Raw genomic sequence first — 13,432 nt, 5'->3', positions numbered from 1 at the left:
GGCGCAGCGCTACCTGGCCCGGCTCGCCGGCGAGCGCCCCTGACCGGTGCGGCTAGGAGGCGGCCCCGAGCAGCGCCTGGCGGACCGCGTCGAAGCCGGCCTGCGCGTCGGCCGGCTTGCCACCGGCGCCCTGCGCCACGTCGGCCTTGCCGCCGCCCCGGGCGCCGAGCGCCTGCGCCAGCACCTTCACCAGGTCGCCCGCCGAGCGCCCGGCCGCCACGCCCGCGGGGTTGACGGTGGCGACGAAGGACAGCCGGTCATCGGCGGCCGAGGCGAGCAGCACCGCAGCCGGCCGCGACTTCTCGAGCCGGTCGCGGACGTTGACCGCCAGGGCGCGCAGGTCGTTGACCGCCACCCCGGCCGGCACCAGCTCGGTGACCAGCTGCACGCCCGCGACGTCGCTCGCGCGCTGCGCCAGCGGTCCCGCCTGTTGCAGCACCTGGCCGGCCCGCAGCCGGTCCAGTTCCCGTTCGGCGTTGCGCAACCGGGTGATCATCGATTCGATCCGGTCCGGCAGCTCCGCCGGCGGAACCTTCACCAGGTCCGACAGCGCCGACACCAGAGCGCGCTCGTTGGCCAGGAACTTGATCGCGTCCAGCCCGACGTAGGCCTCGATCCGGCGTACCCCGGCACCGACCGAGGACTCGCCGGTCACCGCCAGCGCCCCCACCTGGGAGGAGTGCGAGACGTGGGTGCCACCGCACAGCTCCCGCGACCAGGCACCGCCGATCTCGACCACCCGCACCTCGGCGTCGTAGGTCTCGCCGAACAGCGCCAGCGCGCCCTCCTCGCGGGCCTGGGACAGCGGCATGTAGCGCACCGCGACCGGTAGGTCTCGCCGCAGCGCCCGGTTCGCGGTCTCCTCGATGTCGGTACGGGTCCGCTCGTCCAGGCTCTTGGACCAGGCGAAGTCCAGCCGCAGGTAACCCGGCTTGTTGTACGAGCCGCTCTGCAGCGCGGAGGGCCCGAGCACCTCGCGCAGCGCCGCGTGCACCACGTGGGTTCCCGAGTGGGCCTGCCGGGCCGACAGCCGCCACTCCGGATCGACCTGGGCGACCGCCTCGGAACCGGTCCGCAGCTCGCCGGACTCGACATGCACCCGGTGCACGATCAGCCCCTTGATCGGGCGCTGGACGTCGAGCACCCGCAGCCTGGTCTCCGATCCGGAACCGGGGACCACGATGGTGCCCTCGTCGGCGATCTGGCCGCCGGACTCGGCGTAGAACGAGGTGGCATCCAGCACCACCTCGACGGTCTCGCCGGGGCCGGCCACCTCGATCAGCTCGTCCTTGCGGATGATGCCCCGGACCCGTGACTCGGTCTCCAGGGTCTCGTAGCCGGTGAAGATCGTCGGTCCGTGCTCGCGCAACTCGCGGTAGGCGGCGGTGCTGGCCACCCCGGACTTCTTGGACCGGGCATCGGCCTTGGCCCGCTGGCGCTGCTCGGCCATCAGCCGGCGGAACTCCTCCTGGTCCACGCTCAGGCCCGCTTCGGCCGCCATCTCGATGGTGAGGTCGATCGGGAAGCCGTAGGTGTCGTGCAGCGTGAACGCCCGCTCGCCGGACAGCGCGGGGCGCTTGTCCTGCTGGGCCTCGCGCACCGCGACGTCGAGGATGGTGGTGCCCGAGGCCAGGGTCCGCCGGAAGGCGTCCTCCTCGCCGTAGGCGATCATCGCGATCCGGTCGTAGTCGGTCGCCAGTTCCGGGTAGCTGGGCGCCATCGCGTCCCGGGCCACCGGCAGCAACTGCGGCAGCACCGAGCCGTCGGTGAACTCACCACCGAGCATCCGCGCCGAGCGCACCGCCCGGCGCAGGATCCGGCGCAGCACGTAGCCGCGGCCCTCGTTGCTGGGCGTGACGCCGTCGGCGACCAGCATCAGGCCGGTCCGCACGTGGTCGGCGATCACCCGCAGCCGGACGTCATCGGGGGCGGACTCGGCCGCCGACGGACCGGACTCGCCGCCGTAGCGCTTGCCGGCCAGTTGCGCCGCCCGGTCGAGTACCGGCCTGGTCTCGTCGATCTCGTACAGGTTGTCCACGCCCTGCAGCAGGGTCGCCATCCGCTCCAGGCCCATGCCGGTGTCGATGTTCTTGCGAGGCAGCTCGCCCAGGATCTCGTAACCCTCCTTGGCCGGGCCCGCGCCCCGCTCGTTCTGCATGAACACCAGGTTCCAGAACTCCATGTAGCGGTCCTCGTCGACCGCCGGCCCGCCTTCGGTGCCATACGCCGCGCCACGGTCGTAGTACAGCTCGCTGCACGGGCCGCACGGGCCGGGCACCGTCATCGACCAGAAGTTGTCCGCCATCCCGCGGCGGACGATCCGTTCCGAGGGCAGCCCGACGACCCGGCGCCAGATGTCGATGGCCTCGTCGTCGTCGAGGTAGACGGTGGCCCAGATCCGCTCGCCGTCCAGGCCGTAGCCGCCCTCGCCGATCGGCTTGGTGGCCAGCTCCCAGGCCATCGCGATGGCCTCTTCCTTGAAGTAGTCGCCGAAGCTGAAGTTGCCGTTCATCTGGAAGAAGGTGCCGTGCCGGGTGGTCTTGCCGACCTCCTCGATGTCCTGGGTGCGCACGCACTTCTGCACGCTGGTGGCCCGCGACCACGGCGGCTCGAGCTGGCCGGTGAAGTACGGCACGAACTGGACCATGCCGGCGTTGATGAACAGCAGGTTGGGGTCGTCGAAGGGCAGCGGTGCGCCGGGAACCACCTCATGCCCGTGGCGGACGAAATGATCCACGAAGCGCTGGCGTACCTCGGCGGTTTTCACGGCTGTCCCTCTCAACGTGTGGCGGTGGTCTTCATTGTCTCGGATCGGCGCCAATGCTTTCCAGCCGGGCCGCACGCCGGCGGCGACATCGTGACGTTCGGGGAGTACCGTCTGCTGCTCATGGCGACGCCGCCATTTCCGCAAGACCGGGTGCTGCTGTCCACCCGGGTGCTCGCCGGGGTGATCATCGGTTTCCTGGTGCTGGCGTTTGCCGTGCTGTATCCGTGGCCCACCGATACCCGGCGGCTGTTCGCATGGGAGATCAGGCCGACGATGTCGGCGATGGTGCTGGGCTCGGTGTATCTGGGCGGGGCCTACTTCTTCCTCCGGGTGACGCGTGCTACCCGGTGGCACACCGTGGCCGGCGGCTTCGTGCCGGTCGGTACCTTCGCCAGCCTGATGGGCCTCACGACGATCCTGCACTGGGATCGCTTCCTGCACGGCAACCTGGCGTTCTGGCTCTGGGTGGCGCTGTACTTCACCACGCCGTTCCTGGTCTTCGCGGTCTTCCTCGCCAACCAGCGGCACTACTCGCCGGGTACGGCCGACGATGTTCTGCTGCCGCCGGTTGCTGCCGGCGCCATCGTGATCGCCGGCGGCGTGTCGGTAGTGATGAGTGCGTTCCTCTACCTCCTGCCGCACCGCGCGATCAGCATCTGGCCGTGGCAGCTGACCCCGCTGACGGCCCGGATGCTGGGCGCGATCTTCGCCCTGGGTCTCGCCGGCCTGGGCGCGGCCCGGGAGCGGCGCTGGAGCGCTGCCCGGCTGCTGATCCAGGTCGCCTGCCTCATGCTGCTGCTGATCCTGCTCGCCGGTGTTCGCGCGCACCGGGAGTTCGACTCCTCCAACGCGCTGACCTGGCTGTTCGCCGTCGGCTTCGCCACCACCACGGCGGCGACGGTCGCGCTGTACCTCCGGATGGAATCGCGGGTGAGGGCGAGCGCGGCGAGCGGTTAGCACGGTGCAACGTTTCGCCGGCCCGTCGGCATCTATCCGGCAACCATGTCGTGCGAGCGACGGTGAGTCGGTGGCGAGGGAGGCGGGGCAGGTGAGCGACAGCGCGGCAGTGCCTGGACATGATGCGGGGTTCCGGCGGCTGGGGTGGGCAGCGTTGCCGGTGGCGGTCGTCCTCGCGCTGACAGCCTGCGGCCCCGGCCGTACCACTCCGGGCACCGGTGGCTTCGACGGTCCCTCCGGGGCCATGGACGGCGTGGGCCGGGTCGGGCCGCCGCCGTCGGCCGCCGACGTGCTGGCGAAGTGGCAGTCATTTCCGGTGACCGCCGATCCCCGACCCCTGATCCTGACCACCGGCGCGGTGCTCGATCCGGCGACCGGGTTCCGGACCGACGATGACAAGGTGGCCTACGGCGCAGGACACTTCGAGTTCGCCACCACGGTGCCTGCCGCTCCGGCGACCTCGGCCGGGTACGCCATCGTCTCGGCCAAGGCGGCGCTCGGCCGGCTTCGACCGACCGGAACCTCCCAACCGTCGACCCGTCCGCTGCGCATCGTCAAGATCTCGCTGGTCCAGGCGACGTTCGGCACCGACCGCGGCCAGCGGGCGCTGCCCGCCTGGCGGTTCCAGCTGGACCAGGTCGCGGATCCGGTCCAGGTGCTGGCGGTCGATTCCAAGCAGCTGTGGCGCCCGACGGGCTGGGGTTCGACCGGGATGGATCACCGCGCGAGCCTGAGCGGGAACGGCCGTTCCCTGCAGTTCAGCTTCTACGGCAGCCCGCCCGAGTGCGTAGCCGACTACACCGCGGACGTGGCCGAGTCCGGCACCGCTGTCGTGGTGACGCCCCGAGACATCACGCCGAACCCGCAAGGCAGCGCGTCCGTGCGGACCTGCCCGGCCATAGCGGCCCAGCGAACGGTCACCGTGAAGCTGGCCGCGCCCCTGGGTGCCCGCGTCCTGCTGACGCCCGAGGGATCGCCGGTCCCGGTCAGCAACGCTGAGTAGCTCCCTCGGCCCGGCCTCGCTACGCGCTCTATCCCGGCGGTCTATTTACGCGTATCCGTTGACACCGGACGCCGCACGAAGCAGGATCGCGCGTTAATAGAGTGTTAGATCAATGGCCGGAGGGCTCTGTCATGGCTAGAACCGCGATCGGTAATCTGCTGCGGCGACTGGCTGCCGAGCACCAGGCGGCGGACGCGCTCGGCGCGACCCCCGAAGCTGTCCACTCGATGGGGCCGGAACTGGTTCGGATGGAGCTCAGCCGGCGGCAGCTGCTCGGTGGCGCTGCCGTGACGGCAGGTGCCCTGACACTCGGGCAAGCCGCGCTGCCGCAGCGCGCGAGCGCCGCCGGCGCGCCGCGGGTCGCCGTGATCGGCGCGGGCATCAGCGGCCTGGCGGCCGCGCTGCGGATGCAGGACTCCGGGTTGGCGTGCACGGTCTATGAGGCCAACACCCGGCTCGGCGGCCGGATGTACTCCGACACCACGAACTGGGCGTCGGGGCAGGTGTCGGAGTGGGGTGGCGAGCTGATCGACACCGGCCACAAGACCGTCCAGACGCTGGCGAAGCGATTCAACCTCCCGCTGGACGACCTGGTGCAGGCCGAGCCGCAACAGGCCGAGCAGACCTTCTACTTCTTCGGGCAGTACTACCCGTACAAGCAGGCCACTACCGACTTCCAGGCCGTCCACCAGAACGTCCAGAACGACATGCAGACCTTCACCTGGCCGGTCACCTGGAACAACCCGCAGCCCGGTGGCGGCACGGCGCTGTCGAACATGAGTGCCTACGACTGGATCGAGACCCGGGTGCCCGGCGGGCATTCCTCGCCGATGGGCGCGCTGCTCGACGTGGCCTACAACGAGGAGTACGGCGGCCAGACCACCGACCAGACCGCGCTGAACATCCTCGGGCTGCTGGCCTACCAGCCCAGCCCCGGAAACTTCAGCATCTTCGGGCTGTCCGACGAGCGCTATCACATCCGTGGCGGCAACGACCGGCTGCCCAAGGCGATGGCGGCAGCGTTGCCGAAGGGGTCGATCAACCTCAACTGGAAGCTCACCGCGCTCGCCGCCAACGCCAACGGCACCCAGACGCTGACCTTCACGGCCAACGGCAGGATCCAGACGGTGACGGCCGACCACACCATCCTGGCGGTGCCGCTGGGCGTGCTGCAGCGGCTCGACTTCTCCAAGGCCGGCTTCGACAGCCGGAAGAAAGGCCAGATCGCGAACATGCGGATGGGCCACGACTGCAAGCTGCAGCTGCAGTTCGGCAGCCGGATGTGGAGTGGCCCCGGCCCGTGGCCGGGCATCTCCTCGGGGGAGTCCTACAGCGACACCGGCACCATGAACACCTGGGAGGTGACGCGCGCCCAGTCAGGCACCGAAGGGATCATGGTGGACTACACCGGTGGCGACATCGCCGCCGCGCTCAACCCGTCGGTGCCGTTCAGCAACCAGACCAACAGCTACGTGGTGACCTCGGCCAAGACCTTCCTGCGCCAGATCGAGCCGGTCTTTCCGGGCCTCGGGGCGCAGTGGAACGGCCGGGCGACGCTGGCGGCGTGGCACGTCAACCCGTACTCCTACGGCGCCTACTCCTACTGGCCGACCGGCTACTGCCAGAACTACGCCGGCTACGAGGGGATGCGGCAGGGCAACGTGCACTTCGCCGGCGAGCACTGCTCGATCGATTACCAGGGCTACATGGAGGGCGGCGCCACCGAGGGCCAGCGTGCCGGTGGCGAGGTGCTGGGCGACTACGGCCTGAAGTAGTCAGGGCCTGACGTAACCATGGCCTGACGTAACCATGGCCTGAGGTAACCATGGCCTGACGTAACTCACTCAGAACCGGCTGGACGCCGCGTCGTCCCCGAGCCGCTGCGCCAGCCACACCGGCAGGATCGCGAAGCCGATCAGCACGGCGGCGACCACATTGACCACCGGCGCCTGGTTGGGCCGGAACAGGTTGCCGAAGATCCACAGCGGCAGCGTCTGGACGGCGGGCCCCGAGGTGAAGGTGGTCACGACGATCTCGTCGAAGCTGAGCCCGAACGCCAGCAGCGCACCGGCCAGCAGCGCGCCGCGCAGTGCCGGGAAGGTGACCAGCCGGAAGGTCTGCCAGCCGGTCGCGCCGAGGTCGGCCGAGGCCTCCTCCAGCGACCCGCTCATCCGCCGCAGCCGGGCCTGCACGTTGTTGTAGACCACCACGATGCAGAAGGTCGCATGGCCGATGATCACTGTGGTCAGGCCGAAGCCGATGCCGAGCGGGGAGAGCACGTTGCTGAACGCCGCGTTCAGCGCCAGGCCGGTGACGATGCCCGGCAGCGCGATCGGCAGCACCACCAGGAAGCTGATCGTGGACCGGCCGAAGAAGTCGAAGCGCTGCACCGCGAACGCTGCCATCGTGCCGAGCACCAGCGCCACGGCTGTCGCCCCGAGGCCGGCCCGGATCGAGGTGCCGAGCGCGTGCAGCGCGCCCTCACTGTGCGCCGCCGCGTTCCACCAGCTCAGGGTAAGACCGGCGGGCGGGAAGGAGAAGGTCCGAGAGGAGTTGAACGCGTTGAGCACGATCAGGACCAGCGGGACGTAGAGGAACGCCAGCCCCACGAAGGTGAGCGCCGCCAGCGCCCGCCGGACCCGGCCGGAGAGGTACATCAGACGTTCTCCAGGGCGCCGGTCTGCCGCATCAGCAGCAGGTAGACCACGATCGCGATCAGCGGCACGGTGGACAGCGCCGCGGCCAGCGGCTGGTTGTTCGCCGTGACCAGCTGGCCGTAGATCACGTTCGCGAGCAACTGGGTCTTGCCACCGACGATGCCCACCGCGATGTAGTCGCCCAGGGTGAGGGAGAACGTGAAGATCGAGCCCGCCGCGATCGCCGGGAACACCATCGGGACGAGGACCGAGCGGACGGTGCGGCCGGCGCCGGCGCCGAGGTCGGCACTGGCCTCGAACAACGACCGCGGCACCCGCTCGAAGCCGGCGAAGACCGGGATCACCATGTAGGGCAGCCAGAGGTAGGCCAGGGTGATGATGGTCGCCGTGAGGCCGTAGCCCGGCGTGTGGCCACCGGTCAGCCAGCTCAACGGCCCGTTCGGAGCCAGCAGGCTGCGCCAGGCGTAGGCCTTCACCAGGTAGCTGGCCCACAGCGGGGTCAGCACGGCGACCAGCAGCGCCTTGCGCAGCCGCGGACCGGCCAGCTTGCTCATGTAGAACGCCATCGGAAAGGCCAGCAGGCCGTCGACGATCGTGACGACGAGCGCGACCAGAATGGTCCGCAGCGTCACCGTCCGGTACAGGGACTGGGTGTAGACCTCGCGCAGGTTGTCGAGGTTGTAGGAATGGGTGATGTTGCCGGTGAAGAAGTCGGTGCTCCAGAGCGCGGACAGCAGCAGCACGGCGATCGAACCGAGGTAGGCCAGGACGAGCCACAGCATCGGGGCGCCGAGCAGCATCGCCAGCCGGGTCCTGCGCTTGGCGGAGAAGAAGGCGGACACCGCTCCCCGCCGGTCATGCGGTGCGGGCATGACCGGCGGGGCAAGCGTCAGCTCTTGATCTCTTGCCACTTGTTCACCCATTGCGCGTAGTCGGTGCAGTCGTCCTTTCCGCTGTTGTCGACGCACTGCTTCTGCGGCGTGGTCCAGTAATGGATCTTCGCCGCGTACGCCGCGTCGAGGGCGTGGTAGGTGTCGCAGAAGGCCTTGTCGCTGGTGTGCTGGCAGGCCCCTGCCTGGGCCGGCGCCTCGCCGAAGTACTCGGCGACCTGCGCGTTGGCCTCGGGGGAGACGATGTAGTTCATCCACTGGTACATGCAGTTCGGGTGCTTGGCCTTCGCCGAGATCATCCAGGTGTCCGACCAGCCGGTGGAGCCTTCCTTGGGCAGCACGGTCTCGACCTTGGTCTTGGCGTCGGCGTTGATGGTGTTGGCGATCACCTGCCAGGTGGTGCCGATCACCGACGTGCCGGACTCGAAGGCCTGCACCGCCTTGGTGTAGTCGGCCCAGTACTCGCCGACGTTGGCCTTCTGCTGCTTCAGCAAGGTCACCGCCGCATCCAGCTGGGCGGAGTTCAGCGCGTAGGGGTCCTTGATTCCGAGCGAGGGCTGGGTCGCCATCAGGTACAGCGCCGCGTCGGCGATGTAGATGGGCGAGTCGTAGGCGGTCACCTTGCCCTGGTACTTGCTCGCATCGCTGAACACCGCGGCCCACGAGTCCTGCGCGCCGGTCACCTTGCTCGGGTTCCACATCAGCAGGTTCGCTCCCCAGCCGTGCGGGATCCCGTACATCTGGCCACTGACCGAGTTCCAGTTGCCGTTCTTGAGGAAGCCGGAGACGCCGGCGTAATTGGCCACCAGCGAGGTGTTCACCGGTGCCACGTCACCGCCGTAGATCAGCCGCAGGGTGGCGTCACCGGAGGCCGAGACCCCGTCGTACTGACCGGTCTTCATCAGCTGGACCATCTCGTCGGAGGTGTTGCCGGTCTTGGCGTTGACCTTGCAGCCGGTCTGCTTCTCGAACGGGTGCACCCAGTCGACCTTGGGGTCGTTGGCCCCGCTCTCGGCGTAGCCGGCCCAGACCACGATGTTGAGGGCACCCTCGCCCTGACCGACCGAGCTGGCCATCGGGACCTTGGGCGGCGCCTGGCCCTTGGGGCCCGGGCTTGCCGTCTTGGTCGAACTGCTGCAGGCCACCAGGACCGCGCCGGCGGCCAGCACGGCAAGATATCTCCGGCTGTTTCGGATCACGCTTGTCATCGATGTTCCTCTCCTCGGTGGACGCAGCCCGCTTCGCGGGGCCGGCAAGCATCAGGGTTCGATCAGATTGACCGCGGCGCGGTCCCAGTGCAGCGCCACGGGATCGCCGCGGTGCACGTCCACCGTGGGGACGGCGCTGTTGAGCACGACCGCGGCAAGGGTGAGGCCGTGCGCCGCGTCCACCACGATCCGGGTCTCGGCTCCGGCGTACACGACCTCGCGCACGACCGCCTCGACCACCACGTCAGCCGGTCCGGCCGAGGCCCCTGGAGGCAGCACCCGGATTCTCTCCGGCCGGATCGAGCAGGTGCCGCCGTGGCCGAGGATCGCCTGCGCCGCCTCGCCGCGAATCAGGTTGGACGTCCCGACGAACTCGGCGACGAACGGCGTGGCCGGCGACTGGTACACCTGCTGGGCGCTCCCCAACTGCTCGATCCGCCCGTCGCGGAACACCGCCAGCCGGTCGCACAAGGTCAGCGCCTCGTCCTGGTCGTGGGTGACGAAGACGAAGGTGATGCCGACCTCGCGCTGGATCGCCTTCAACTCCAGCTGCATCTGCTCGCGGAGCTTGAGGTCCAGGGCGCCCAGCGGCTCGTCGAGCAGCAGCACCCGAGGCCGGTTCACCAGCGCGCGGGCGAGCGCGACCCGCTGCCGCTGGCCACCGGATAGCTGGCTCGGCCGGCGAGCACCGAAGCCTGTCAGGCGGACCATCTCCAGCGCCTCACCGACCCGCCTGAGCCGCTCGGCCTTCGGAACGCGGTGCACCCGGAGGCCGTAGCCGACGTTCTGCTCCACGTTCATGTGCGGGAACAGCGCGTAGTCCTGGAAGACGGTGTTCACGTCGCGACGAAACGGCGGCAGCCGGGTGGCGTCGGCGCCGCCGAGGAAGATGGTTCCGGCCGTGGGGGTCTCGAAGCCGGCGATCATGCGCAGCACGGTCGTCTTGCCGGAGCCCGACGGGCCGAGCATGGCGAAGAACTCGCCGTCGGCGATGTCGAGGTCCAGGTCGTCCACGGCAACGACCGATCCGAAGGTCTTGCGGAGCCCGCGCAGCCGGATCGCCGGTTTCTGGTCGGTGGAGTTGCGCGGATCCGTCGTCGAGGCAGCCGAGGTGAGCCCACCTGTCATCTGGCGACCTCACAATGTTGATCAAGCGTTGACGCTGCGGGCCTCAGGATGGTTGAGCCGGTCCGGTGGGTCAAGTGACCTGGCTGTGGAGGTAACCAGGCGAGCGTCGGCTGCGCACGGTCAGCCGGCGGCGCCGTGTTCGCGGCGTGCAGCTTCCATGAGGTCCTCCATCGCTCGCTTGGCCCGCGTCTGGTCGGTGCCGCTGGTGGTGACGTGGCTGTATCCCGAGCGGGTCTTCAACCCGAGCAAGATACCCAGCGCCTTCGCCAAACTCCTGTCGACGCGGCCGAGCAGTTGCACGGCCTGTTCATGGCTCTCGCCTTTGGCGTGCATGCCTAACCGGGCGCAGCAGACCACATCAGCCGCAGCGATGCCGGCGTGCACGCACAGGGTCACGAATGCATCCCGGACATCGGAATCCTCGTCGGCAAGTGTCTCCACGATGTCTGCGGTTCTGGCGAACTGCTCCGCTTTGCCCAACCTTCCGGCGCGCACGTCACGTGGGCAGTCGATGGTACGAACCGCCATCATCACTTCCCTTCCCGCAGCTGCATGCGCAGCCAGCCGAGCGGACCATAAAGGGTCAGGCCGTGGGTACTGACCTCGGTGAGCAGGGGATCCGGCACGCCGGTGCGGACGGGCGTCCGCGTCTCGGCGTAGTCGAGGATGCGGGTGTCATTACCGGTCCACGCCGTGGCGGCAGTGCTTAGGTCGGACAGTTGCTCGGCCCACGTTGCGTCGTCGTCGACGACGTCGGCCGGGCGGACCAAGAACAGGTCCAGGTCGCTGTTGGTACGCATGTCGGACCGGGCGGCAGAGCCGAACAGGGCGGCATAGACCGGCGGTGTCTTCCAAGTCGAGATCAGTTCCCGCAGCCGTCCGATGAGGGCGGTCCGCAGCTCGGCGAGTGCAACGACGTGTGGCGCGGCGAGGTGCTTGCGGTTGAGGGAGTAGAGCACGGATGTCGGCGTGCGTTCTGCGTGGACGATGCCCTGCTCGGCGAGCCGGTTGAGGGCGTTGCGGACGCCCTGCGTGGTGTAGCGGCCGGCGAGCGCACGGACCTGGCCAGGCGTGAACGCTGCTTCCGCGCGAGCCAGGATGTAGAGGACATCCCCATCCGCGGTCGGGGTGACAACTTGAATAGGACGGCTGAAGTTCATGCGGTGCTTCCTTCGCCAAGTATAGTATTCGATCAGAAACTTTGTTTGCTGATCGCAAACTATACTTGCAGCCGCCCGCGACTTCTGGTGGCTCACGCGGTTCCACCCCCGCTGCAGAACCACTGTCGGCCACCTCGGAACGGGCCGCTTGGGTCTCCCTTGTACGCGGAGGACCGACCTAAGCTAGCAAGCACCTCACGCCTGACTCCTCCCGCGGTGCTGGCGTACGCCACGGTGCAATCGTGATCCCACCCGCATACATACCTGGCAACAGTCCGACCGGGCTGTGCCGGTTCCCCCAGAGCAACCCGAGGAACCGGATGGTCACGCCAGAGATGCAGGTTCATGATGGATTACCGCTTCCGGCCGGCAGGCACGCACTGGCATGCGCTGCGGGCCGTTTTCCCCCGCCTCAATCTCGTCCTCACCGTCGGATACGCCGCCGAGTCCGCGATGTCGATCGCCGTCGCACTCCCGGACCGGATACCGGGGAGCGCCCATGTCGGGGCGTGCTCGCTGGAGACGTTCTGGCTGTCGCGGGTGCTGCTGGCGGCCGGCTTGCTCGGTGCCCTGCTCCCCGCACAGCATCTGATCGACGACCGGGCTGCGCGGTGTGATGAACGTGCGGCTCCCCAGCGGGCCGCAGCAACCCGTCTCGCGGGCGTCCTGGCGGTCACGGTTGCCGGCTGGATTTGTGGTGGCGAGTTCGGAACAGCCGACTGGCTCATTCTCGCGGGACTGCTCGGATTGGCGGTGAGCAACAACGATCGCTCCTGCTACCGGTGGCCCGGCGGCGGGGGTTCCCAGGCTGCCTGCCTGCCCACCACGAACGAAGCGCCGGTAGATGGGGTGGCCAGGGGCAGGATCGAACTGCCGACCTACCGCTTTTCAGGCGGTCGCTCGTACCAACTGAGCTACCTGGCCGTTCACCCGCGTCGTCCGCCCGCGAGCGAGCAGAAGTCTACCTGAGCGGCTGTGGCCGGCGGCACTGCGTCAGGGCCTGGCGCGGGGGTCCGGCGTTTCGGGCCTGAGCGTCCGGACCGCCTGGTCGTACCGGCCCCAGATCACCTCGGCCACCGCCGGGTGCGCCCCGATCGGCTCGGCCACCCGGTCCGGTGCCAGCTCGGAGCCGAGCGTCCGCAGCCGGTCGTTGAAGTACCCCGGCGCGAGCAGGTAGTTGGCCACCCCGACGCCCCGAGGCAGGCCGTCGCCCCACCGCTCGTCGGTGAGGAACCGGGGATAGATCCGGCAGCCGGCCTGCTGTTCGAGCTGTCCGGCGGCAGCAGCCAGGTTCTCCGCGGCCTCCGGATCGCTGGACCCGGACGCGAACAGCACCGCCCCGGCAGCGGGCACGCCGCCGGCCTCGCGCAGTCGCTGCAGCACCACGCCGGTGATCCGGGGGTCCGGGCCGAGCTGCGCCGCCACCGCCGTGTGCGGCCGGTTCCCGACGATGCCGGTGATGTCGGTCTTGACGTGGTAGCCGGTGGAGAGCAGCAGCGGCATCACCACGACGGGGCCGTCGATAACCGGGAGCAGGTCGGCCAACAAGGGTGAGGCCAGCTCGAGCCAGCACAGCCGCACCTCGGCGCCGGGGCGCGCGAGGCGGACCAGCCCGGTCAATCGTTCGATCTCGGCGACCCCGGCGCGGGGGCGGGGGCCGGG

Annotated in this window: 11 protein-coding genes and 1 tRNA gene; 3 read left to right on the top strand and 9 right to left on the bottom strand. The window is 69.3% G+C overall.

Going from position 1 to position 13,432, the window contains the following annotated elements; all coding sequences use genetic code 11:
* Positions 1-52: 52 nt before the first annotated feature.
* Complete coding sequence (alaS, locus tag VF542_RS10360; protein WP_408651627.1) at positions 53-2,767, bottom strand: alanine--tRNA ligase; 2,715 nt, start codon at positions 2,765-2,767, stop codon at positions 53-55.
* A 24-nt stretch (positions 2,768-2,791) separates the two neighbouring features.
* On the opposite strand from alaS, the gene VF542_RS10355 reads away from it, so the two are divergent.
* The 3 genes from VF542_RS10355 (at position 2,792) to VF542_RS10345 (ending at position 6,502) form a co-directional block, all read left to right on the top strand.
* Positions 2,792-3,724 carry a hypothetical protein gene (locus VF542_RS10355; protein WP_408651626.1) on the top strand — a complete coding sequence of 311 codons (933 nt, stop codon included), beginning with the start codon at positions 2,792-2,794 and terminating at the stop codon, positions 3,722-3,724.
* Positions 3,725-3,815: 91 nt separating this feature from the next.
* Positions 3,816-4,727, top strand: a complete 912-nt coding sequence (locus VF542_RS10350; protein ID WP_408651625.1) for a hypothetical protein — start codon at positions 3,816-3,818, stop codon at positions 4,725-4,727.
* A gap of 131 nt (positions 4,728-4,858) precedes the next feature.
* Entirely contained in the window at positions 4,859-6,502 is a 1,644-nt protein-coding gene (locus VF542_RS10345; protein WP_408651624.1) for a flavin monoamine oxidase family protein, read from the top strand.
* 69 nt (positions 6,503-6,571) lie between these two features.
* On the opposite strand, the gene VF542_RS10340 is transcribed toward VF542_RS10345, so the two are convergent.
* The 8 genes from VF542_RS10340 to VF542_RS10305 all read right to left on the bottom strand — a co-directional run.
* The gene (locus VF542_RS10340; protein WP_408651623.1) at positions 6,572-7,384 is read right to left on the bottom strand and encodes an ABC transporter permease; all 813 of its coding nucleotides are present in this window, start codon (positions 7,382-7,384) and stop codon (positions 6,572-6,574) included.
* Positions 7,384-8,256: an ABC transporter permease gene (locus tag VF542_RS10335; RefSeq protein WP_408651622.1), complete on the bottom strand. Its 873-nt coding sequence runs from the start codon at positions 8,254-8,256 to the stop codon at positions 7,384-7,386. Before VF542_RS10335 ends, VF542_RS10340 begins: the two co-directional genes overlap by 1 nt.
* A 17-nt stretch (positions 8,257-8,273) precedes the next feature.
* Positions 8,274-9,482 carry an ABC transporter substrate-binding protein gene (locus tag VF542_RS10330; protein WP_408651621.1) on the bottom strand — a complete coding sequence of 403 codons (1,209 nt, stop codon included), beginning with the start codon at positions 9,480-9,482 and terminating at the stop codon, positions 8,274-8,276.
* 51 nt (positions 9,483-9,533) lie between these two features.
* Positions 9,534-10,610, bottom strand: coding sequence for an ABC transporter ATP-binding protein (locus VF542_RS10325; RefSeq protein ID WP_408651620.1), 1,077 nt, complete (start codon positions 10,608-10,610; stop codon positions 9,534-9,536).
* Between the two features lie 120 nt (positions 10,611-10,730).
* Positions 10,731-11,138, bottom strand: a complete 408-nt coding sequence (locus tag VF542_RS10320) for a hypothetical protein (protein WP_408651619.1) — start codon at positions 11,136-11,138, stop codon at positions 10,731-10,733.
* Between the two features lie 2 nt (positions 11,139-11,140).
* Positions 11,141-11,770: a nucleotidyltransferase domain-containing protein gene (locus tag VF542_RS10315; protein WP_408651618.1), complete on the bottom strand. Its 630-nt coding sequence runs from the start codon at positions 11,768-11,770 to the stop codon at positions 11,141-11,143.
* Positions 11,771-12,620: 850 nt separating this feature from the next.
* A tRNA-Phe gene (locus tag VF542_RS10310) sits at positions 12,621-12,694 on the bottom strand.
* A gap of 69 nt (positions 12,695-12,763) precedes the next feature.
* Positions 12,764-13,432, bottom strand: a 669-nt coding sequence (locus VF542_RS10305; protein WP_408651617.1) for a sirohydrochlorin chelatase, incomplete at its 5' end; no start/stop codon positions are given.

It is taken from the genome of Jatrophihabitans sp. (assembly GCF_036389215.1).
GTDB lineage: Bacteria > Actinomycetota > Actinomycetes > Mycobacteriales > Jatrophihabitantaceae > Jatrophihabitans_A.
The sequence above is the reverse complement of the archived record's forward strand: the minus strand, read 5'-3'. Positions and strand labels throughout refer to the sequence as shown.